Consider the following 21,390-nt stretch of genomic DNA (forward strand, 5'->3'; position numbering starts at 1 on the left):
TTATTTTGATTTGATCTGGGCGGAAATTTCTTGAAAACATACATCCCAAAAATAGCCAGCTAGATTCACTGCGCTTAACAGTTTAGGAATTCCTTCACTTAGACTAGCAAAACCTCGATTGTTAATCTGGAGAAGATCGACAGCGATCGCCAAAGTTAAAAGTGCTAAAGCGATGATTAAAATTTGGTAAGAAGTTTGTCTTATTCGCCGCCAAAATGCTAAACCATAAATCAGAATTGCCAGGCCGTAAACAGAGATAGTCAAGAATTTGGGAATATTAAAATAGAGGAGAATGATATGAATTCTGAAGATTTCATTGATGGCAAAAAGTCCCGTTATTATGCCAGAAACAAGGAAAAAATGGCGAGAATTATTGAAACTTGCCTTGCGGGACAATAAAGCATAACTAAAAAGGCAAACAATCGGGGGTAAACAACAAAGCAATTGAAAAGAATGGGTTAATAAACCAGCGATCGGAGTTGGGGGAGTAGCGGGAGGATAAAATAAAAGACTAGAGTTTAATTTTGCCCGATCAACCCCAGCAATCAAAGCTAAAATCAAGAGGAGAACGACAAGATTTATTTTCAGAAAATGCTGTTCTCGTGAGGACATAAGTATAGTAGTTTATAATTGTGGCTATTAACCACGGTATAATTCACAGAGTGCCGCTTTCTACTGGCTCGATCTACATACCGAAGCGCCAAGCATTTCCCTAATTGTGTTAAGGACAATTTTCTCGGTTTTCTATGCTCGATCAAAAAGAACTTTTGTGTTTATTACAATTGGCTAGTCCGATTTTACCCGTGGGGGCCTATAGTTATTCCGAAGGGCTAGAAACCCTCGTCGAAAAGGGGATTATCTTCAATAGTGCCACCTTGAATGATTGGTTAGAGCGATCGCTTTGTCAAGGCTCGATTCGCTTAGAAACGGCTGTTTTGGTAAGGGTATATCGTTGTTTTTGTCAAGAGGATTTTACAAAACTTAATTATTGGGATAATTGGTTATCGGCAACGCGGGAAACGGCCGAATTAAGACAACAAAGCTGGCAAATGGGGCGATCGCTGTTAAACCTATTGCGGGAGTTAGCACCGGCCAGAGATAATCTACCAGAACAGGCTAATTATGCCACCGCTTTTGCGATCGGGGCAAGTCATTGGCAAATTGGCGAAGAATTAGCGGTTTTAGGCTATTTACACAGTTGGGCAAGTAATTTAATCAATGCAGGATTGCGTTTAATTCCCCTAGGGCAAACCCTAGGACAATCCCTTCTGATCGGTTTACAGCCCAGTTTATTAACAGCAACAGCAGATATTATCAGTTTAGCCGATGAAAACCTGAGCAGTTGGAGTTGGGGGCTAAGTTTTGCCAGTATGAACCACGAAACCCAGTATAGTCGTCTATTTCGCAGTTAGAAATTAGCGATCAAATTTTTCACTATTTTCTGGGAGAATATGCAAGTCTCTAGGAGTCTCTCTCTTAGGTTCAAGCCGACATTTTTAGGTAAAAAACCAAATAAGGTATAGTAAGATCAAGAAAAATCTTAGGTCCTAGTTCTCGCTTTCAGAGTGACTAAGGGTTTTAAGGAAAGATGCGAACACTCTACCTAGCCACAGTGTACCAATGTTTAGTCAATCAGAAAAAATTCCCGTTTCGGTGTTGATTCCCGCCAAAAACGAGGAATCTAACCTTCCCGCCTGTTTAGAGAGTGTTGCTAGGGCTGATGAAGTGTTTGTCGTCGATTCCCAAAGTAGCGATCGCTCGATCGAAATATCTACAAACTATGGGGCTAATGTAGTCCAATTCTATTTTAATGGTCGTTGGCCGAAAAAGAAAAACTGGTCCCTCGATAATCTGCCTTTTCGCAATGAATGGGTATTAATCGTCGATTGTGATGAGAGAATCACCCCCGAACTATGGGACGAAATCGCCACCGTGATCCAAGATCCCAACTATAACGGTTATTATCTCAATCGTCGCGTCTTCTTCCTCGGACAATGGATTCGTTATGGTGGCAAGTATCCCGACTGGAATCTGCGCTTATTGAAACATAAGTCGGGCAGATACGAGAATTTAAACACGGAAGATATCCCCAACACGGGAGATAACGAAGTTCACGAACACGTTATCCTCGATGGCAAGGTGGGATATCTGAAAAATGATATGCTGCACATCGATTTCCGCGATATCTATCATTGGTTAGAAAGACATAATCGTTATTCCAACTGGGAAGCGCGGGTTTATTACAATATTCTCACGGGTAATGACGAAAGCGGCACGATCGGAGCGAACCTGTTCGGTGATGCGGTGCAGAGAAAACGTTTTTTAAAGAAAATTTGGGTAAAACTGCCCTTTAAACCGCTGCTGCGCTTTATTCTCTTTTATTTTATCCGTCTCGGTTTCTTGGATGGCAAAGCTGGTTATATCTACGGTCGTCTTTTGAGTCAGTACGAATACCAAATAGGGGTTAAATTGTACGAATTACGGCAATTTGGCGGTAAATTAAACGTTAATGCCCAGGCTAATCCCCCGATTAAACCCTCGGAACCTCAACCGGTAGAAATGATTAAATAAGTACTATGTCCCCAGAAATCCGCACCGATGAGGAAGCGTGGCTAGATCTGCGTACCTACGATCAATCTTGGTTTGATCGCGGTCGTTCTAATCCAATTATCCTGCTTTGGTGGTTAGTACAGGGGATTCTTTTCCCCCTCAGTTTGCACCAGATGGATAGCTTTCGCTGCGCTGTTTTGCGGCTATTCGGGGCTAAAATCGGCCTTGGGGTGAAAATTCGCCCGACGGTAAGGGTTACTTATCCTTGGAAAGTGGCGATCGGAGATTATACTTGGATCGGCGATGATGTGGTGATTTATAGTTTAGATAACGTTACCATCGGCAGTCATTGTGTGATTTCTCAAAAATGCTATCTTTGCACTGGCAGTCACGATCCCAGCGATCGCTCTTTCAGCTTAAAAACGACTCCCATCCTCATCGGTAATGGTACTTGGATCGCGGCCGATTGTTTCTTGGCTCCGGGGGTAAAAATTGGCTCTAATGTTGTTATTGGGGCAAGAAGTAGCGTATTTGCCGATATTCCTGCTCAAAAGGTCGCTTGGGGCAGTCCCTGTCGTCCTCAATACGATAGAAAGATGAATTCTTATAGTAGTTAAGCTAAGAGGCATTTTTTGCGGTCTTCCGATCGCTTTTGCCCCACTGTTTGCCACGGGACATATTAAGCTGTTCGTAATTTAAGTAGGGCTGGCTGAATAATGGTAAAACCCTTTTAAAATAAGGCTTTTGACCTGTTAAAATCCGATGTTATACCAAATTAAATAGAGAAAAAGGCAAATGATGTAGATTGACATCCTCACCGCCGTAAACGGACGGTGATTCCCAAACCTCACGATTTAGGCTTCGGCCGTGAGCTCAGGCTTCGACGGTGAGCTCAGCCGAACCGCCGAACGGTTTCTGCTTCTTTCCCGAAGGATTTTTCGCACCTGCCTTAACAGATTTACTCTGTTCTGGTCATCAGGTCGCTCTACAGACTGACACCGCAAGCCCTGCGGCCAAAATATTTTTACTTGCGTTAATATCTCGGTCATGGTGAGTCCCACAGTCTGGACAATCCCATTCTCGAACATTTAACGGCATTTTTTCAGCAATATACCCACAATTACTACACCTTTTAGAGCTAGGAAACCATCTATCTATTTCGATGTAGTTTCTTCCATACCAACGGCATTTATAGGCTAATTGTCGGGTGATTTCTCCCCAGCTTACATCAGATATTGCCTGAGATAATTTCGGGTTTTTGACCATATTCTTGACGGCTAAATTCTCAACCACAATCGTTTGGTTTTCACGAACTAATTGAGTGGTTAGCTTATGTAAATGGTCTTTTCTGCTATCGGTGATTTGAGCGTAAATCTTGGCTACTTTGATTCTTGCTTTTTCCCGATTTTTTGACCCTTTCTGTTTTCTAGAAAGATTTTTCGATGCTCTTCGCAGTCTCCGATAATGCTTTTTAAAATGCTTAGGATTAGATACTTTGTCACCATCGCTGGTAATCACAAGGCTACTAATTCCTAAGTCAATTCCGATGGCTTTATCTGTTACTGGTAATGGCTTAATTGTTGGGTCATCAAATCTAATTGAAATATGCCAACGTCCAGAAGGATGTAATCTGACTGTTACTGTGCTTGGTTCACAGCTTTCTGGGATTTGTCTTGACCATCGAATAGGTAAAGGTTCTGTGCATTTAGCTAAATAGATTTGTTTGTCTTTAAATTTAAAGGCTGATTTGGTAAATTCGGCACTTCCTCCCTGATGTTTTTTCTGAAAGTTGGGATACTTAGTACGACCAGCAAAGAAATTAGTGAAAGCTGTTTGTAAATGTCTTAACCCTTGTTGTAAAGGTACACAGCTTACTTCATTGAGAAAGTTTAATTCTTCTTGCTTTTTCCAATCGGTTAGCATTGAAGAAGTTTGAGCGTAGCCTACTCTTTCTTGCTTTTCGTACCAAGCTTGTGTTCGTTCGTGGAGAGCTTTGTTGTAAACTAATCTTACACAGCCCAAAGTGCGCCGCAATAGCGACTCTTGTTCGGGTGTGGGGTAAAATCGGAACGAGTAGGCTTTTTCCATGTCTCACATTCTAGCATATATTTCGTAAATGTTCTAATATTTAACAGTAAAGCCGTCGTAGAACGACGGGGTTTCAGACCCAAATTTTCGATGAAGAGGTGGTAGATTATTCAAAAATCATGGCAGGAGTAACTTCAACAGTAGTCAAAGAAAGTGCAGAGGAATTAACTCAACGGCTCAAAGAAGCAACCACCGCCAGGGAAAAAGACAAACTGCAAGTGCTGTATTGGCTAAAACAAGAAAAAGCTCCCGCCCTCAAGGGGATAGCTGAAAGTTTAGGGCATCATAGAAACACAGTGCCAAGCTGGTTGTGTAAATATCGTGAGCAAGGCTTGGAGGGAATGTTAGAAAGGAAAAAATCAAAGGGTAGAGTGCGAGGGCTCCCAGAATGGGCGGAAAAGGCCTTAGAAAAGCACTTAAAAGAAGAAGAAAATGGATTTAAGAGCTATGGGGAAGTGCAGGAATGGTTAGCCGAAAAACTGGGAGTAGAAGCGGAGTATCACACAGTGTATCAAATGACGCGTTATCGTCTCAAGGCCAAATTGAAAGTAGCAAGACCGGAGCATAATAAACAGGATAAAAAAAAAGGGAGGAATTTAAAGGAACCCTCAAAGAAAACCTAGAGTTCTTGAGTAATTACCTGAAAGAAGAAAAAAACGAAACTAGGAAAATCCGATACTTCGCACAAGATGAAAGTCGCTTTGGAATCAATACAATAATAGGAAGATTTACGCGATGTGCAACTAAAAACCACAGAATCAGGGTTCCAGAGGATACTTTATCTCTGCTGATTTATGAAAACCTTGTAAATCAAGACTGAAAATATAGTTGCACACGGGGTTAATAATCAGTCTAGGAGAGCCAAACTAGGTGGCTCAAAAGTTTTTAAATGCCCTGAATGTGGACATACTTTAAATCGTGACTTTAATGGTGCTTTGGGGATTATGCTCAAAGCTTTGTCGGATAAGACCTTTACCGTTGTCAAAAATGGTAAGCTAAGACGCATTTAAAGCGCTTATTCTTAAGATTAGCCGAATCTCCCCCAATCCCTTTACTGTTGCCTCTTGCCTCTTGCCTCTTGCCTCGTCTCAACAAGCAATTTAAATGCGCGGGCAGCTTAATGCTATTGTGGCACAATACAGTGATATACCGTGTTGTACCGCATAAATGTATCAGAACTGATAGAGGCATTAGGGGAGTTACCAGTACGCCAGTGTTTCACAGTAGATGCTCTACACAATCAAAGGGAGACAGCAGCCGCCATCATGGAAGCCAATCACGATTACCTGATGGCGGTCAAAGAAAATCAGCCGAGCCTATACAAGGCCATAGAAAAAAGAGCGTTGTCAGAGCCAGCTTGCTCAGAAATCACAGTTCAAGATAATAGCCACGGCAGACAAGTAAGCAGAAAAGTGAGGGTATATGAAGCATCGGCAGGTCTCCAGCAGAAATGGAGAGGTTGACAAAGCTTTGTCGTAGTGGAACGTCAAGGCAAACGGGAGGGAAAGAATTTTGAGGAGAAGGCTTATTTCATCAGTAGTGAACGGTTGTCAGTGGAAGCCTTTTTGAAGGCAATTCAGGGGCATTGGAGTATTGAAAATCAGTTTCACTGGGTGAAAGATGTCGCCTTGAAGGAGGATAATCCGTCTCGGCGGGCGGTCATTCTCCCGTTAACTGGGCGATTTTATTTAGTTGGTTGATTACCTTGGTTCGCCGTGGCGGGTTTCGGACGGTTCCCCAAGCTCGGCGTTTATGGGCTAACCAAGTTGACACAATTTTTGCTTTACTTTTATGAAACCACCCTGCCTACCCCCCTTAATCCCCCCTTAATAAGGGGGGAGCCGACAATTTTTAACACCTACCCACTTATTTAGAGATTTTCTGCAACCTCATCGCTATTTTTCCCATTTTTGAACTCTCAAAAATTAATTAGGGCAGAAGTCTCCTGAAACTTAACAATATTAATAGACAAGGACAGGAAAATAATTGCTAGATTGATTTAGGTACAGTTAACTGTAACCGCGAGAACAAGAGAAAAAAAGCGGTTTTCCCCGGTAAAACCGCCAAAAAGCCCTAGCTTAATTTCTCGATTCTGACGATTAAATAAATATTAAAACAGCCGATGAATCTAACGAACTTTCCTTGGTTAACTGCCATCATCCTTTTTCCCATCGTCGCCGCTTTATTAGTTCCCATAATTCCCGATAAAGACGGTAAAACCGTGAGATGGTTTGCTCTGACGGTGGGATTAATCGACTTTGCCCTAATTATCTACGCTTTCTATACCAGTTACGATTTCGCTAATCCCAATCTGCAATTAGTGGAAAGTTATCAATGGTTGCCCGAAATTGACCTAAGATGGTCCTTAGGAGCCGATGGCCTCTCCATGCCTCTGATTATCTTAACGGGATTTATCACCACTCTGGCTATCTTAGCGGCTTGGCCGGTGACTTTTAAACCGAAACTATTCTACTTCCTGATGCTGTTGATGTACGGGGGACAGATTGCGGTGTTTGCCGTACAGGATCTGTTACTGTTCTTCCTCGTCTGGGAATTAGAATTAGTCCCCGTCTATCTAATCCTCTCTATTTGGGGCGGTAAACGTCGTCTCTACGCAGCCACCAAATTTATCCTTTACACCGCCGGAGGCTCTCTCTTTATCCTTGTAGCGGCGCTGACGATGGCTTTTTATGGCGATACCGTCTCCTTTGACATGGTGACTATTGCTGGCAAGGATTTTCCCCTGAAACTGCAATTATTCCTCTACGCTGGTTTCCTGATTGCCTACGGGGTAAAACTGCCCATCTTCCCCCTCCATACTTGGCTACCGGATGCCCACGGCGAAGCCACTGCCCCTGCCCACATGTTACTAGCGGGAATTTTGCTGAAAATGGGTGGTTATGCGCTCTTAAGGATGAATATGGGGATGTTACCCGATGCTCACGCCGTTTTCGCCCCCGTTTTGGTGATTTTAGGGGTAGTTAATATTATCTACGCCGCCTTAACCTCCTTTGCCCAACGCAATCTTAAGCGCAAAATTGCCTATTCTTCCATCTCTCACATGGGATTTGTCCTGATTGGTATGGCTTCCTTTACCGATATTGGTACAAGCGGGGCGATGTTACAGATGATTTCCCACGGACTGATTGGGGCGAGTTTATTCTTTATGGTCGGTTGTACCTACGATCGCACCCATACCCTGATGTTAGACGAGATGGGCGGTGTCGGCAAGAAAATGAAGAAAGTTTTTGCTATGTGGACCACCTGTTCCCTTGCTTCCCTCGCTTTGCCCGGGATGAGCGGTTTTGTGGCGGAATTAATGGTATTTATCGGTTTTGCCACCAGTGATGCCTATAGTCCCACTTTCCGCGTCATCATCGTCTTTTTAGCGGCTATCGGTGTCATTCTCACCCCGATTTATCTCTTGTCCATGTTGCGAGAAATTCTCTATGGGCCGGAAAATAAGGAATTAGAAGAACACCATGCCCTCGTCGATGCGGAACCCCGGGAAGTCTTTATCATCGCTTCTCTATTAGTGCCAATTATCGGCATTGGACTCTATCCCAAAGTGGCTACGACGATTTACGATGCTACTACCAATAAATTAACCGCCCTAGCGCGTAATTCTGTCCCCAGTTTAGTGCAACAGGCAAAGGCAAAAACCCCCAGTTTCTCCCTTTATTCCCTAAAAGCACCCGAAATTTAAATGTAGGGTGGGTTAGGCGACGACAAGTTAAGCAGTTAACCAATAATTAAAAATTCGCCGTAACCCACCACATTATTGATCAAGAGAGGACTTATCAGGAATAAGTAGCTTTAACAGAAACAATATCTGACTTATTTCGGAACGCATAGCTCTGATCTCACCTTCAATCACATCAAAGCGTTTTGATATTGAATTCTTGTCATAATCAATAGGCATCGAGTCTTGAGTAGATAGATTGTTGAGTTTATTAGCAAGAGCTGCCCAACTATTAGCTTTTAATCCAAAATAATACTTAGCTTCATTTAGCGTTCTAAACTGCTGCTTAAGAGTATCAACAGTGAAGTTGATTGTCTGATAAACGCAAGCTTGGTTGTCTAGATCTTCCTCAACCATATCAACAACCTCACGAATAAGTTGATCGTGATTTTCACTAATCTGAGCGGCGGCTCCTAGTATACGAGAGGTCGCTTTAATCTGCAATTCAGTATCTTGTTGAAGCTGATCGGCAATTTTACGAACTTGTTCCCCCAATGTGCCTTTACGCTTTGGCTCTAGAGCAGGTGTTAACTCTTGACTCATGAAAAATCTCCTTTATTCCTGGACTTCCCCCGTATAAACATACTAGCTATGGCTAAAAGTCTTACAGAGCCTGAGTTCAAGCAATACAATACCAATGAACTACTGGACACAAAATCCTGAAGTTCTTACGCCGATAGGGTTTGAGGCAAAAATTTTCAAATTTGACCTTTAGACCATTATAGCTTGTTTCGGGGCAGAAAATCAGCAAAAACATGGCTACAGAGCGAATCCCTTACTCTAGAGATTAATGACACTATCTGTTAAAATCAGGTTAGCGATCACTATACAGCCAACTCTACGGAATCGCTCTACTCCAGATACAGTCAACGGTACAGCCATTTTCAAGCGAAAAATGTACCCAGTAGTCTCTTTTCAATTTTTTCTTAGAACCTCCATGCGGTAAGGGTTTTGTTAATTTTTTAGTATTTATGTATGGGGGAAGTCCAGTTATTCAGAAAGGATATCTTTAATGGCAAGCCAAATGCGTTTGAGCTTTTGCAGCAAACCAACTGGATTACCAGTAGATTCCACTTCTACCGAATCAACTAATTGTTGAATCCTATCCATACGCTCTGCTAAAGCATAAAGGTTATTCACCGCCTCATCCTTGCTTGCCAACGATTCACGCAGTAGAACAACCATTTCAGCAATTTCCTGCTTTAGACGCTCATTTTCAATTTTACGGCGAGTTTCCCAACCCTTGATGCCAGCCTTTGAGCGTCTTTCTCGTTTAAGCAGCTCTTGGGCTTCATTATACAGAGTCAGATATTGCGTCCGCCGGGCATCTGCTTCTTGATATTTGGCTATTAATTCAACAGTTTTTGCCTTCTCTTCGTTATAAAGACAAAGAGTTTGCTGATATCTTTGCTGCTCACTAAGATAGAGTTGATTATTCTGCGTTGCACGCTGCTCCCATTCATCAACTGCAAGCTGTGAAGTCTGAAGCTGTTGCTGCAATTGAGCTTTTTCCTGCTGCAACAAAAACTTATCACCTCTAGCATTATCTCGCTGCTGTTTCAGTTCATGATAAGAGGGTGGCTCTGGCTGCCGAGAGCGAGGATTGTTGCGCTCATTATCACTATTAGAATCTCGGCGATCCGCCCTTCGCATCCCTGGCATAATTCAACCTCCGAAGCAGATATCCCTATAACTTGAGTCTTCCCAAATCAACGGAACGAGATAGCATTCGACAAGCTAAACCTCCTAATGAATCAATCAGTATCGATCACACTAAAAAATAACTTGACGGACATTATCACTACTAAGAGTTAAAGCGACCTAACGACTTAATCAAGAGGCAATCGCCACTCTCAACTTAAATCTAAAATATCATATTTGTCCGCTCCAATGATTTGCCATAACCCGATTACTTCTTAATTCTTAACTGTAGCGAGCATCAATAACTGAACTTCCCCCGTATAAACATACTAGCTATGGCTAAAAGTCTTACAGAGCCTGAGTTAAAGCAATATAATACTAATGGACTACTGGACACAAAATCCTGAAGTCCTTACGCAGATAGGGTTTGAGGCAAAATTTTTCAAATTTGACCTTTCGACCATTATAGCTTGTTTCGGGGCAGAAAACCAGCAAAAACATGGCTACAGAGCGAATCCCTTACTCTAGAGATTAATGACACTATCTGTTAAAATCAGGTTAGCGATCACTATACAGCCAACTCTACGGAATCGCTCTACTCCAGATACAGTCAACGGTACAGCCATTTTCAAGCGAAAAATGTACCCAGTAGCCTCTTTTCAATTTTTTCTGAGAAGCGACCTGCGGTAAGGGTTTTGTTAATTTTTTAGTATTTCTGTATGGGGGAAGTCCAGCAATAATCTTGGCGAACTGAACAACGAAGTCAGCTATTTTTAATTGCGTAATCCTTGCTCAAATAGCGACTATTGAGACTTAAACAAAAACTGAGGTAACAATAGTTAGGGTTTGCTGAAAAAGTTTGTTGGTGGGGTTAGGAGTCAGGAGTCAGGAGTCAGGAGTCAGGAGTCGGTCGTTTCAGGCTTTGTTGCCCTCTTTTTTTGTACCAGTTTATGTACTACGAGAAGAATAATGCAAGGTTTTTGAATGTCCCAATCCTATTTTCTTGCACTAACCTGCATTATTCACCAACTGGCAAAAACCTGATTGTGAGGACATCTCAAAAAACAGACTGTTTTTCAGCCAGATCGCTAGATGAACTTCTTGCCAAGGCTTTCGAGGATTTTCCAAAGTCTTCATGAATAATGCAGGCTAACATCAGATTTTAACAGGTCAAAAGCCTTATTTTCAAAGGGTTTTACCATTATTCAGCAAGTCCTAGTTAAATAGTTTCAAACCTATAGCAGTAAGCCATCAGCTTTGAATCAGTTATATAGGAAGTTGTCGTTTTCTTTTCACTAATAACTGAAAAATCCCCACCCTACCCAATCACCTCGTGTAAATCCGTCGGTGCGAGATTAGGATAAACCACTTCACCATCCTTAAACCAAATAATGCGCTGAGAGTGACGCGCCACATCGGCCTCGTGAGTTACCATCACGATAGTAATGCCACTGTTATTCAATTCCGAGAAAATAGCCATCACCTCTTGGGTAGTTTTCGAGTCCAGCGCCCCCGTCGGTTCATCGGCAAGTAATAATATGGGTTGATTGACAATTGCCCTAGCAATAGCGACGCGCTGCTGTTGTCCCCCCGATAATTGATTGGGTTTATTGTGCAGTCGATTATCTAATTTTACCTTCGTTAAAGCAGCGATCGCTCTTTCCTTTCTTTCTTGGGGAGAAACCCCACCATAAATCATCGGTAACATGACATTTTCTAGCGCACTCATCTGGGGTAAAAGATGGAATTGCTGGAAAACAAAGCCGATTTTACGATTGCGAATCTGAGCTAAATCCCCATCCGGCAGCGTGGAAACGTCCAGATTTTCTAGATAATAAGACCCCGAGGTGGGACGATCAAGACAGCCGATAATATTCATGGCTGTGGATTTTCCCGAACCCGATGCCCCCATAATAGCGCAATATTCCCCTTTTTTGAGGCTTAAATTGATGTTATTAAGGGCTTTAACCATGGTTTCGCCACTGCCATAGATTTTAGATACATTTTCGAGGCGAATAATTACTGGCTGATAGACTTCGGCTTTATCGTTGCGTTGGCTGAGAGAGGAAGTATCAAAACTCATGAAATAAATTCGTGGGGGCAGGGTGTGGGGTGTAGGGTGTGGGGTGTAGGGTTTTACCGATTTTCAGGGGGTCAATTACCTAATTTTCAGGCAAAAAGTGCCTAAATTTCCCCCCTGATCACTCCAAGGGCTGGCAGTTTTTGATTTCAAACAAGCTTAAAGATATTATCCAACAAGGTTTTTAGATTTATTCAGCCAGCCCTAAATAAAGATAAAACCAATAAATGCAGCTATTCTAACCTGAGCAATTCTCCATTCAAGCAACATCCTTGAGAAAACCGACTAAAGGCAAGAAAACCGGTGCTAAATTCGATCGAGCCACGGCTAAACAGGGATAGGATCGATCACGATAATTTTCCCCTACCCGCAAGGGAAAAATCTTTTCTCCTAAAGAGATAAATACTCCGTCCGCGGCCTGTAGAATTGCCCAAACCGCAGCAATATCCCAGACTTTCGGGGTTGCTTCCACTCCTCCCAAAACCGTGCCATCGGCAACCAAAAGCAGATTATAACTAGCTACTCCTATCATCCGCACTTTGCAGGGAAAGGGTTTTTTTAATAGATCTGTACTACGAGCGCAGAGATTAAACAGATGATTTTTGCTGGGAAAATCGTCGCTGGTGTGAATCGGTTGACCGTTGCAGTAGGCCCCTAGCGGACCGGTTAAACCCGTCTCACCGTACCAATAACCATAATAGGACTGTTTCAGGCAGGGCAGATAAACAAATCCGAACACGGGAGTCCCCCGGTAGAGAAGTCCCAGGGAAATGCCCCAGATGGGAAGACCGCGAGTAAAATTAGTCGTGCCGTCGATCGGATCCACGACCCAACACCATTCTTGATCCGGGAAAATATGGGTAGTTTCCTCGGTTAAGACTCCATGATCCTGGAAAGTGCGGGCAAGTAGCGATCGCAATTCGCCATCGGACCAACGGTCGGCAGCCGTCACTAAAGTCCCGTCTGCTTTATTGGTGGCCTGTAATTTGCCAAAATCAGCTAGTAGGCGATCGCCCACCTGGCCAGTAGCCTGATAACAAAAGTCTAAAACCTGACTCCAAAAAGTTTCCATAATTTTCTCGTTCGTCTTCTAGTAGAATATTAAATCATTGTCTAAACTTAGGTAGTCGAGATTGAGAGCGGAAGCCCACCAGGAGATCAGACTAGCTACCCGTCTAGAAGCAATACTTTACCTAAAAGGGCAGCCTGTCCCCTTAACCGAGATGGTGAGATTAACCAACAGCGATCGCTTGACGGTGGAAGATGCCATGATCGAGTTAATGTCCGATTATGCTCACCGGGATAGTGCCTTGGAAGTGGTGGAAACCCCCCTCGGTTATAGTTTACAATTGCGGTCAGCTTATCAGAATTTGATCGAAGACCTGATCCCGGCCGAATTAGGCACAGGAACCCTCCGCACTTTAGCAGCGATTGCGCTCAAAGGACCGATTTTGCAAGCGGATTTAATTAATTTACGGGGCAGTACGGCCTATCAACAGGTTCAGGACTTGGTAGAACGAGGATTTGTGAGAAAACGCAAGCAAAACGAAGGTAGATCCTACTGGTTAGAAGTAACCGATAAATTTCATCAATATTTCGAGGTTGACAATCTTAGGGAACAGGGTATTCTGGAAGCTACCGATCAGGAATAAGGAGAGAGAGGGTATATTAGGGGTGAATGTTTCTGATCACTGAGCTAAACTTGAAGAAGATAGGGGGGACTTCAGGCAATCAAGAAGAGCGATTTGTTAACCTAGAGCCAATAACCACTACAGCGTGGGAGTTCTGATGACTTTTAATCCTGATTTTTTTCCCTGGGAAACCGAAGAACAAAACGATAACTGTCTGATGCAGTATCTCCAGCAGCAGCATCCTGAAACCCTTGAGAGAATAGCCCAATCGGTCAGTAGCGAAATTAAAGATATTATCTCGCAAAACGTCAAGGGATTGGTGGGAATGTTGCCCTCAGAGGATTTTGCGGTACAAATTACCACCGACCGCGAGAATTTGGCTAATCTTCTCGCTTCAGCGATGATGACAGGTTATTTCCTCGGTCAAGTGGAGAAGCGCCATCATTTAGAATCAATTTTGTTAGCTACAGAATCAATTAAATTGGGCAAAAAACCAAAAATAGATTAATCTTCACCCCAAAAAGATAGAGACACTTTCATCGGTGTCTCTATCGGTTTTTAGCCCCCTTTGGCAAAACTCACCATCACCAAAATCGAGAGCAGGATACCGGGGACAAGTAAACCCGCTAATAATCCAAATTCAGTCAGCGTCATAGGAGAATATGCCCAAAATTCCATCACTTCCCACTCTAACCCCCTCTTTTGGCCACCTCAACAAAGCTTAAGGAAAATTTAAAGCCTTTTATCGGTTTTTCTTCTATCAGTTGTCCGACTAGACAAACCAAGAGTCTTTTTGATGTGGGTAAGCGGTTTATAAGTAGCTGGTTATAATTAAATTAAAAATGGATTTTGCCTTTAATCCCCCCTTGATCCCCCCTTGATAAGGTAGGGTTGATTCATGAATCAACCCTACCCTTGATAAGGGGGGTGTCTGATAATTTTTAACGCCTACCTACTTAATTCTTTTTTCAGTGCCTCATATAAAGCTGAATAATCGTCCTCTGCGAATCCCATTTCTAAAGCTTTTTCAAGAAGGCGCTGTACTCCTGTTAGGGGAAAAGTGGTTAAATCTAACTTCTCCGATTCCTCTAAAAAGAGATTAACATCTTTCAGTAAATGTTTAGTGGGAAAATTAGGGTTAGCATAATTTTCTTCTAACATTCTAGTTAATTTTTTGTCAAAAGTAGGCGCATATAAGGCACTTTGACGCAGGATAGTCATGAACTTTTCTATATCTACTCCTTGCTGGGATAAAAAAGCTAAACTCAAAGCAAAAGCACTGGTTAGAGCGGCAATTAATTGATTTAAAGCTAATTTTAACGCCGCAGCGGTTCCCACTTCCCCGATTAACATCGGTTCTTGTCCAAAATTTGCTAATAAATTTGACCATTGATGGAACTGTTTCTCCGTTGCTCCCACCATAACTAAGAGAGTCCCATTTTTAGCTTCGGGAATACTTCCTAACACGGGTGCTTCTAGATATTCTCCCCCTTTAGCCACAATTTGATCTCGCAGTTGTTTACTTTCAGAAGGGGCAATGGTTCCCATCTGAATAATAGTACGATTATTGAAGTTGGATTGCTCGGAATTTAATCCTAAAACCTCTTGGATAGCGGCGGCATTAGTTAACATTAAAATCAGACAATCTGCCTCTTGAATGACTTGCTCAGGAGAGCTAACTGTTTTGGCTCCCAACTGCTGTAAAGGTGCTAATTTTTCTAAGGTGCGATTATAGGCAATAACAGGAATTTTCTGATTTAATAATCTTTCTACCATCGGCGTTCCCATTAATCCTGTTCCCAAAAATCCAACTTTCATAACTCGCTTTTTTCCTGATTTAGTGATTAGTTTTTACTTGTTTTTATGGCTGTCCAATGACGATTAGAAGACTGATAAATTTTAATATTTTTTAATCCCGACTGCTGGATTAAATCGGCAATTTCTGCTAGGGTAAAAGCCGCTCGCAGCGAGTCTTGAAATAGTTGCGCTTGTCGGGGAGAAAAATTAGGATCGATTTCCCTCACCATCCCCTGGATTATTTCCTCGGAATCAGGACGGAATAAATCTCTTAAAAAAATGCCCCCATTCGGTTTTAAAACTCGCTTAATTTCGCGTAAAAAAGGCAGAGGATTTTCGAGATGGTGGATTAAACTATTAGAAATAACTAAATCAAATTGCTCGGATTGGTAGGGAAGGGTTTTTCCATCAACTTTTTCCAATTTGATCTTTTCTTGACAGTTAGCATTAAGGATATTTTTTTGACCAATTTCTAACATAGAATCGGCCAGATCAATAGCGATAATTTGCCATTGGGGACGTAGTTGACTGATCATAATCGGAATGCGTGCAGTACCGGTTCCCACATCTAATACCCTAGCATTAATACCGGCCAATTGTACAGCTTCTTTAGCGAAATTAGTATTAACTTCGGTGAAGTCCATGGCATCATATTCGATCGCTTCTTCCCGATCATCCATTACTTCTGGTTCTAAAATTCTTTCCATAGAAAAGCTATCTTTAAGGATTACAATATTCACAATACATTGGATCGGCAGTTTTTTGACCGTTGGGAAAGAGTTTTTCCTCTCGATAATCACACCTTTGACAACCGTATAGTTCCAGTTTAATTAAAGAGGTGGGAAAGTGACATAAACCACAGGGTAAACCCGCTTTTCTTTCGATAATATCAAACCCCGGACAACCACAATTAGGACATAATTGATTAAGTTTTTGAACAAGATTTGCTGTCGCGGCAACAATTGCTTTCATCCGCGTGGGATTGTGCATAGCGCGCATATCGGTTTCTAGGTGTACTTTGCCGTTTTTGTCAAGAATATCTTCAACAATTTTAACTAAATTTTTCTGGTCAGTAATTCCCTTAAAAATATGCTCAGAGTCGAGAGAATTTTTATCAAACATCACCACTAAACCATGACTAGGAAACCCGATTTTTTCGGCAAATTCTAAAGCAGCTGCTAGATTAGTGACAGTTTGGTGAGCGTGATTAGTTTCCGTGACTATTGCTTGACCAATTATTTCTAGATTATGGACTCGATCGAGCAATAAAATCAATTCACGATTACAGGAAACTAGCGGCAAGTTGGGATGGGAATAAAAACTACCCTCACTAGCAATTCCAATATCGTATCCCGACAGATCGATCGCTTCTTGTGCCTTGCTGCGAGCGGTTTCAATTTGTGTCCCGATGCGCTTAATATCCCGGGTAAAAGTGCCAAAGCGATCGGTATCAAAATTATCGGGTACAATCACCTTAAGGCCTATTTCTTGCGCTAAAATCGGTGCAATCACCCGCTCTTTTCCGTGCATAGTCCCTAAAATTGCTATCCGATCTTGAAACATCTTTTCTTGAAACATCTTGATCAAGGAAAAAGTAAAAAACAGCAATCAGCGAAAAGAAAACGGCAATTTCCTACTTAAGACTGTCCACTTAAAACTCACATCTGATAACTGATAACTGATAACTGATAACTGATGGTGGGTTACGGCGAATACTAAATAGGTGGTAAAATATCTAAGTTATTGTCGCCTAACCCACCCTACACTAAGTTTCTGGGGTTTTTCCCTGAGCTTGTTGTAATCTTTCTGCTGCTGTTTCCATGACTTCTGCAAAGTTTTCGAGAATTTCGCCGGGGTGCGCTTCGAGGATTTTTGTGGATAGGGAAATGCGATTTTTATATTCGTCAATTTCCGCGACTACCACTTGAATTGCTTGACCAACTTTAAAGAAAGTCATGGGAGAATTAAAAGAGGCTCCCGTCACCTGTTTAGCATGGAGTAATCCCGTCACTCCACCGCAATCGACAAAAACACCGTAGGGTTGTAATTTAACCACGGTGCCACTTAATAATTTACCCACAGCTAATTGACTGATAGCGTTAGCGCGAGCAATTTCTCGTTGAGATAAAACTAATTTATTATTTTCTTGGTCGATTTGAATAAAAGTTGCGGTTAAAAGTTGTCCGATCAGGGAATCTAAATCATTTTTTTCGATTAAATGGGAGCGAGGGATAAATCCTTTTAATCCTTCCACCTCCCCCGTCACTCCCCCCTTATTCACCCCCGTGACGCGCAGCTGCACCGACTTGCCACTTTCAGAGATTTCCCTGACATTTTCCCAAGCTTTTTGCAGTAATAATTGCCGCAGAGACAGGGTTACTTGTCCTTCTGCATCCTGTCCACGGGTAATCAGAAAATCGAATTCTGCACCTATGGGTAAAGCTTCGGTAATGGAAGTAACATTTTCCAGGGAAATTTCCCTTAAAGAAATAAAAGCGGAGGATTTGCCGCCAATATCGATGTATGCTCCATCGGAGGTGTGTTGATCGACTCTCCCGCGCACGATCTGCCCTTTTTCAAATTGATAATCGTATTGATCAAGAGCTTTGGCAAAATCGTCCATGGAAAAAGCTGGGTTCGGTGTCATGATAAATAGAATGGTTACAAATGTGATTTCGAACTGCTTCCAGTGTAAGCTGAAGCTTAAGGAGTCAGACCATTAAGATTTAAGAAGGCTAAATAACTCTAGCACATGATTCCAGGCAGATTTGGCCGCCTTAGCATTATAACTAGCTCTTTGGTCGCAGAAAAAGCCATGGTCGGCGTTTTCATAGCGGAAAACTCGATGAGGAATCTGATAACGGGTTAATGCGTTTTCTATCTCATCCACTTGCTTTTGAGGAATACTGGTATCTAACATCCCGAAAAATGCGTAGATTGTCCCCTTGATTTGGGGAGTCACCTTCACTGTCGCTTGGCCACCGCCTGGGGTTCCCGTGGTGATTCCCGCACCGTAAAAAGAGGCAGTAACTTTGATATCCTCTAGAGTGGAGACAAGATAAACCACATGACCACCAAAACAAAAACCGATCGTGCCGACACCGGTTTTTTGCACCTGTGGCAAACTATAAAGATAATCGATGGTGGCTTGGATATCGCTGATTAATTCGGCTGCTTTGGTTTGTTCTTTGTACTGACGACCGATTTCGATATCTGCCATACTGTACCCCGTTTCAAAACCCGGAGCGAATCGCTGATAAATGGCAGGAGCGATCGCTATATAGCCTTCTTGGGCGATTCTGCGCGTGACATCGCGAATATGGTCGTTTACGCCAAATATTTCCTGAATCACGATAATTGCTGGATAAATTCCCACTCGATCGGGAATGGCTAAATAGGCATCTATGTCAATATCTTTGTTAGGAATCGTAACAGTTTGCGTATTAATAGTCATAATTTTCTCGATGAAAAGCGGATTGGTTTTTTGGTTTTAAAGTAAAAAGTCAAAATTTTCCCGACGACCGACTCCTAAATCAAATTAAAACAAACTTTGCCAAGGCCGCGGCCACCCCATTTAAGTCTACACTGGGGGCAACCCAATCAGCTTGATCCTTAACAGCTTGGGGAGCATTACCCATGGCGACACCGACACCCGCGTAGGTGAGCATAGAAACATCATTAAAATTATCACCGATCGCCATGACGTTTTGCGGTTGTAATCCTAGGATATCTTCGGCCAAAAATTGGGTGGCGCTTCCCTTGGTAGCCTCAACGTGGGTAACTTCAAAAAAAGTCGGACTCGATTGGGTAAAGTATAAATCTTGATTTTGATAGCGTTGCTGTAAATGCTGCCAAATCTCGGCGATAAATTGCTTATCTTCCCCCATGGCGAGAATTTTAGTGGTTTTGTGGGCAACTTTGCGTAAATCTCCCACTGCTTCGGCAATAATACCCGATCGCTGCCGATAGAATTCCGTTTCCGCGTTTAATTGCCGCACATAAAGCACATCGTCCATATAAAAATTAAGGGAGATTTTCTCCTTCCATTGGGGTTGTTCGAGATAATCTAAAAGATCGAGTGCTAAGTCGGGGGAAATGGGAGTATGTCGATGGTGAACTTGGGAAACAGGGTCTTGAATCCAAGCGCCATTGTAAGCAATTAAAGGTAAACTCGATTTAAGGCGTTGATGAAAGCGTAAAGCCGAACGGTACATCCTGCCAGTGCCAATAGCGACGGGAATTCCCTTTTTTTGGACGGCCGAGACAGCTTGCACCACAGCCGGATTAACCTGATTGTTATCACCGGCGATCGTTCCATCCACATCGACAACGATTAAGCGAATATCCACAGTCTTTTCCCATTCAACGGTAACAGTTAACAGTTTGCCACTTCCCCCATCAAAAAGAGCAAGAATTAAGTGGTCTGTTAAGTATTGGGTAAATCTTGGTATTCAGCCAAAGCATTGATAAAAAAGAAGTCTCCCCAAATTAAACCCGTATCATAGATTTGGCTGGGTCGAATCGCTGCGGGATGATGATAACAGCCATGGCGCAATAGACTCATCTCTGGGGCGGTTGCGTCGGGAAAATACTCAAAAGAAGTCAGATTCAAGAGAATATTATCGATCGCCTCTCGATAGGTTCCATAACTAGGATCACTGCTGGGCAAAGCTTTTAATAAGCGAATCATACCCGCTACTGCGATCGCAGCTGCCGAAGAATCCTTTTCCGTAGCGGCATTTTTTTGCAAGGCATAATCAAAGTCCCAGGGGGGGATAAAATCTCCGGCGCGTCTTTGTCCACCGGGCCAGCGATCAGGCAAATTTTCCAGATAATAATTAATGGCATCCTTGGCAATGGTTAACATTTCCGGATCGCCAGTGTAAATATAGGCCGTCGTGGCAGCATAAATAAACCAAGCTTGACCCCGGGACCAAGTGCTATCATCGCGCCAGCCCTGTTTTCCTTCATTAAATAAGAAATTTGTATAGGTGGGAGAGTTGACATTTTGATCAAAATACCCTCTTTGCCAAGTTCCCGTTTTACCCGGGCGACGGTTAGCCCCAAAAGTGCGGCTAATGGTGCGGATGTGGGAAAGGGCCTTTTCTTGCCAATCTTTTGCTTCCTTGGGGTCAGGATTGTGGAGACTTGGCCAGAGCAGCTGTTCTATATTGACCGTATGATCCATAAAAACGTGCCAATGTTCTTGCTGATCGGTGCGATCGGCCTTGCGTAACCAGCCAAAAGTACCGATATCGGTGTGATAACTCCCTTTACCATCCTGAAAAGGTTGCGCTAGTTGTCTGGCTCCCTGTAAAGTGATATCTAAAGCTGTCTGTTTTTCCTGCCCCTGTCCTGACTGAAACCAAGGAGCAAACACCAGTACGTTATTGAGAGCGATGTCTTTGTTCTTCAAACTCGCTTCTTTTAAGGGATCGCTCCATTTTTTCGCCGCAGCCGCCCAAAATCCCGCATCAATATGGTTTGATTCCAAGTCAGCCATTTTCCATAACAAAGCAGCAAAAGCTCCAGCTGCCCAAAAATTGGCCTTTTCTAACTTCCAAGTGCCGGGGGTGGGACTATTCCCCCTCCGTAGCCAATTGAAGAAGTTAAAACCCGATGGCTCTGGATGGGTAAGATAGGGATAGAGAATTCTCCGACGGGCATAACGATCGAGATAATCGATCGTAGTGGCTAGTTTCATCTTAGCCAGATCGAGACAGAGCTTAATTCTTTCAGCTAGGGGCATTTTGGCGCGCAATTCCGCCGCCGATTCGGGACGATGGATAATCCGGACGGCCGCCGCACCGATCGCCGCCCCCGTACCTAGAATGATGAGAGTGCGTCGCTGCAAATTCCTG

General features: G+C 42.9%; 21 protein-coding genes and 2 pseudogenes. 10 read left to right on the forward strand and 13 right to left on the reverse strand.

Annotation, left to right across the window (positions count from 1 at the left end; all coding sequences use genetic code 11):
• On the reverse strand, positions 1-612 hold the full coding sequence (locus RAM70_RS22550) for a DUF8692 domain-containing protein (RefSeq protein ID WP_190381653.1): 612 nt from the start codon (positions 610-612) through the stop codon (positions 1-3).
• Between the two features lie 134 nt (positions 613-746).
• Between RAM70_RS22550 and RAM70_RS22555 the strand changes: the two genes are divergently transcribed.
• From RAM70_RS22555 to hpsU, 3 genes are all read left to right on the forward strand, one after another.
• Positions 747-1,412 carry an urease accessory protein UreF gene (locus RAM70_RS22555; protein WP_288001883.1) on the forward strand — a complete coding sequence of 222 codons (666 nt, stop codon included), beginning with the start codon at positions 747-749 and terminating at the stop codon, positions 1,410-1,412.
• A 208-nt stretch (positions 1,413-1,620) separates the two neighbouring features.
• Positions 1,621-2,571 (forward strand): glycosyltransferase family 2 protein, encoded by a 951-nt coding sequence (locus tag RAM70_RS22560; protein WP_045360525.1) that lies wholly within the window; start codon positions 1,621-1,623, stop codon positions 2,569-2,571.
• A 5-nt stretch (positions 2,572-2,576) separates the two neighbouring features.
• Positions 2,577-3,167: a hormogonium polysaccharide biosynthesis acetyltransferase HpsU gene (hpsU, locus tag RAM70_RS22565; RefSeq protein ID WP_190381654.1), complete on the forward strand. Its 591-nt coding sequence runs from the start codon at positions 2,577-2,579 to the stop codon at positions 3,165-3,167.
• Between the two features lie 256 nt (positions 3,168-3,423).
• On the opposite strand, the pseudogene RAM70_RS22570 reads toward hpsU, so the two are convergent.
• A pseudogene (locus tag RAM70_RS22570) lies at positions 3,424-4,638 on the reverse strand (RNA-guided endonuclease InsQ/TnpB family protein).
• A gap of 119 nt (positions 4,639-4,757) precedes the next feature.
• Here RAM70_RS22570 and RAM70_RS22575 point away from each other — a divergent pair.
• The 5 genes and pseudogenes from RAM70_RS22575 to ndhD1 all read left to right on the forward strand — a co-directional run bounded on the left by RAM70_RS22575 (position 4,758) and on the right by ndhD1 (position 8,344).
• Entirely contained in the window at positions 4,758-5,261 is a 504-nt protein-coding gene (locus tag RAM70_RS22575) for a helix-turn-helix domain-containing protein (protein ID WP_045360520.1), read from the forward strand.
• Positions 5,262-5,462: 201 nt separating this feature from the next.
• The gene (locus tag RAM70_RS22580) at positions 5,463-5,648 is read left to right on the forward strand and encodes a zinc ribbon domain-containing protein (RefSeq protein ID WP_238567853.1); all 186 of its coding nucleotides are present in this window, start codon (positions 5,463-5,465) and stop codon (positions 5,646-5,648) included.
• A 255-nt stretch (positions 5,649-5,903) separates the two neighbouring features.
• On the forward strand, positions 5,904-6,101 hold the full coding sequence (locus RAM70_RS22585) for a hypothetical protein (RefSeq protein ID WP_152607022.1): 198 nt from the start codon (positions 5,904-5,906) through the stop codon (positions 6,099-6,101).
• Between the two features lie 12 nt (positions 6,102-6,113).
• Positions 6,114-6,338: pseudogene (locus RAM70_RS22590) on the forward strand (transposase); the annotation flags it as partial.
• Between the two features lie 422 nt (positions 6,339-6,760).
• Positions 6,761-8,344 (forward strand): photosynthetic/respiratory NAD(P)H-quinone oxidoreductase subunit D1, encoded by a 1,584-nt coding sequence (gene ndhD1 / locus RAM70_RS22595; protein ID WP_159294743.1) that lies wholly within the window; start codon positions 6,761-6,763, stop codon positions 8,342-8,344.
• A gap of 72 nt (positions 8,345-8,416) precedes the next feature.
• On the opposite strand, the gene RAM70_RS22600 is transcribed toward ndhD1, so the two are convergent.
• The 4 genes from RAM70_RS22600 to RAM70_RS22615 form a co-directional block, all read right to left on the reverse strand.
• A complete protein-coding gene (locus tag RAM70_RS22600; protein WP_002768563.1) occupies positions 8,417-8,923 on the reverse strand; it encodes a hypothetical protein in 507 nt (168 codons plus the stop codon).
• A gap of 447 nt (positions 8,924-9,370) precedes the next feature.
• Entirely contained in the window at positions 9,371-10,042 is a 672-nt protein-coding gene (locus RAM70_RS22605) for a hypothetical protein (RefSeq protein WP_002768564.1), read from the reverse strand.
• A 1,297-nt stretch (positions 10,043-11,339) separates the two neighbouring features.
• Positions 11,340-12,104 (reverse strand): ABC transporter ATP-binding protein, encoded by a 765-nt coding sequence (locus RAM70_RS22610; protein ID WP_312675716.1) that lies wholly within the window; start codon positions 12,102-12,104, stop codon positions 11,340-11,342.
• 256 nt (positions 12,105-12,360) lie between these two features.
• On the reverse strand, positions 12,361-13,173 hold the full coding sequence (locus RAM70_RS22615; RefSeq protein ID WP_045360511.1) for an inositol monophosphatase family protein: 813 nt from the start codon (positions 13,171-13,173) through the stop codon (positions 12,361-12,363).
• Positions 13,174-13,234: 61 nt separating this feature from the next.
• Between RAM70_RS22615 and scpB the strand changes: the two genes are divergently transcribed.
• Both scpB and RAM70_RS22625 read left to right on the forward strand, forming a co-directional pair.
• A complete protein-coding gene (scpB, locus tag RAM70_RS22620) occupies positions 13,235-13,753 on the forward strand; it encodes an SMC-Scp complex subunit ScpB (protein WP_080754319.1) in 519 nt (172 codons plus the stop codon).
• A 136-nt stretch (positions 13,754-13,889) separates the two neighbouring features.
• Positions 13,890-14,240 (forward strand): DUF760 domain-containing protein, encoded by a 351-nt coding sequence (locus RAM70_RS22625; RefSeq protein ID WP_002803308.1) that lies wholly within the window; start codon positions 13,890-13,892, stop codon positions 14,238-14,240.
• Between the two features lie 440 nt (positions 14,241-14,680).
• Here the strand turns inward: RAM70_RS22625 and RAM70_RS22630 are convergent, their stop codons facing one another.
• The 7 genes from RAM70_RS22630 to RAM70_RS22660 all read right to left on the reverse strand — a co-directional run bounded on the left by RAM70_RS22630 (position 14,681) and on the right by RAM70_RS22660 (position 21,383).
• Complete coding sequence (locus RAM70_RS22630) at positions 14,681-15,550, reverse strand: NAD(P)-dependent oxidoreductase (RefSeq protein ID WP_045360510.1); 870 nt, start codon at positions 15,548-15,550, stop codon at positions 14,681-14,683.
• 26 nt (positions 15,551-15,576) lie between these two features.
• A complete protein-coding gene (locus RAM70_RS22635) occupies positions 15,577-16,236 on the reverse strand; it encodes a class I SAM-dependent methyltransferase (RefSeq protein ID WP_194014561.1) in 660 nt (219 codons plus the stop codon).
• A 13-nt stretch (positions 16,237-16,249) separates the two neighbouring features.
• The gene (locus RAM70_RS22640) at positions 16,250-17,107 is read right to left on the reverse strand and encodes a DUF6671 family protein (RefSeq protein WP_312675727.1); all 858 of its coding nucleotides are present in this window, start codon (positions 17,105-17,107) and stop codon (positions 16,250-16,252) included.
• A gap of 187 nt (positions 17,108-17,294) precedes the next feature.
• Positions 17,295-18,152, reverse strand: a complete 858-nt coding sequence (locus RAM70_RS22645; protein WP_312675966.1) for a S1 RNA-binding domain-containing protein — start codon at positions 18,150-18,152, stop codon at positions 17,295-17,297.
• Between the two features lie 96 nt (positions 18,153-18,248).
• The gene (locus RAM70_RS22650) at positions 18,249-18,983 is read right to left on the reverse strand and encodes a dienelactone hydrolase family protein (RefSeq protein WP_312675728.1); all 735 of its coding nucleotides are present in this window, start codon (positions 18,981-18,983) and stop codon (positions 18,249-18,251) included.
• A gap of 79 nt (positions 18,984-19,062) precedes the next feature.
• The gene (locus RAM70_RS22655; RefSeq protein ID WP_312675729.1) at positions 19,063-19,878 is read right to left on the reverse strand and encodes a Cof-type HAD-IIB family hydrolase; all 816 of its coding nucleotides are present in this window, start codon (positions 19,876-19,878) and stop codon (positions 19,063-19,065) included.
• Between the two features lie 77 nt (positions 19,879-19,955).
• On the reverse strand, positions 19,956-21,383 hold the full coding sequence (locus tag RAM70_RS22660; RefSeq protein WP_190381117.1) for a hypothetical protein: 1,428 nt from the start codon (positions 21,381-21,383) through the stop codon (positions 19,956-19,958).
• Positions 21,384-21,390: the final 7 nt, after the last annotated feature.

The organism is Microcystis wesenbergii NRERC-220, assembly GCF_032027425.1.
Lineage (GTDB): Bacteria > Cyanobacteriota > Cyanobacteriia > Cyanobacteriales > Microcystaceae > Microcystis > Microcystis wesenbergii_A.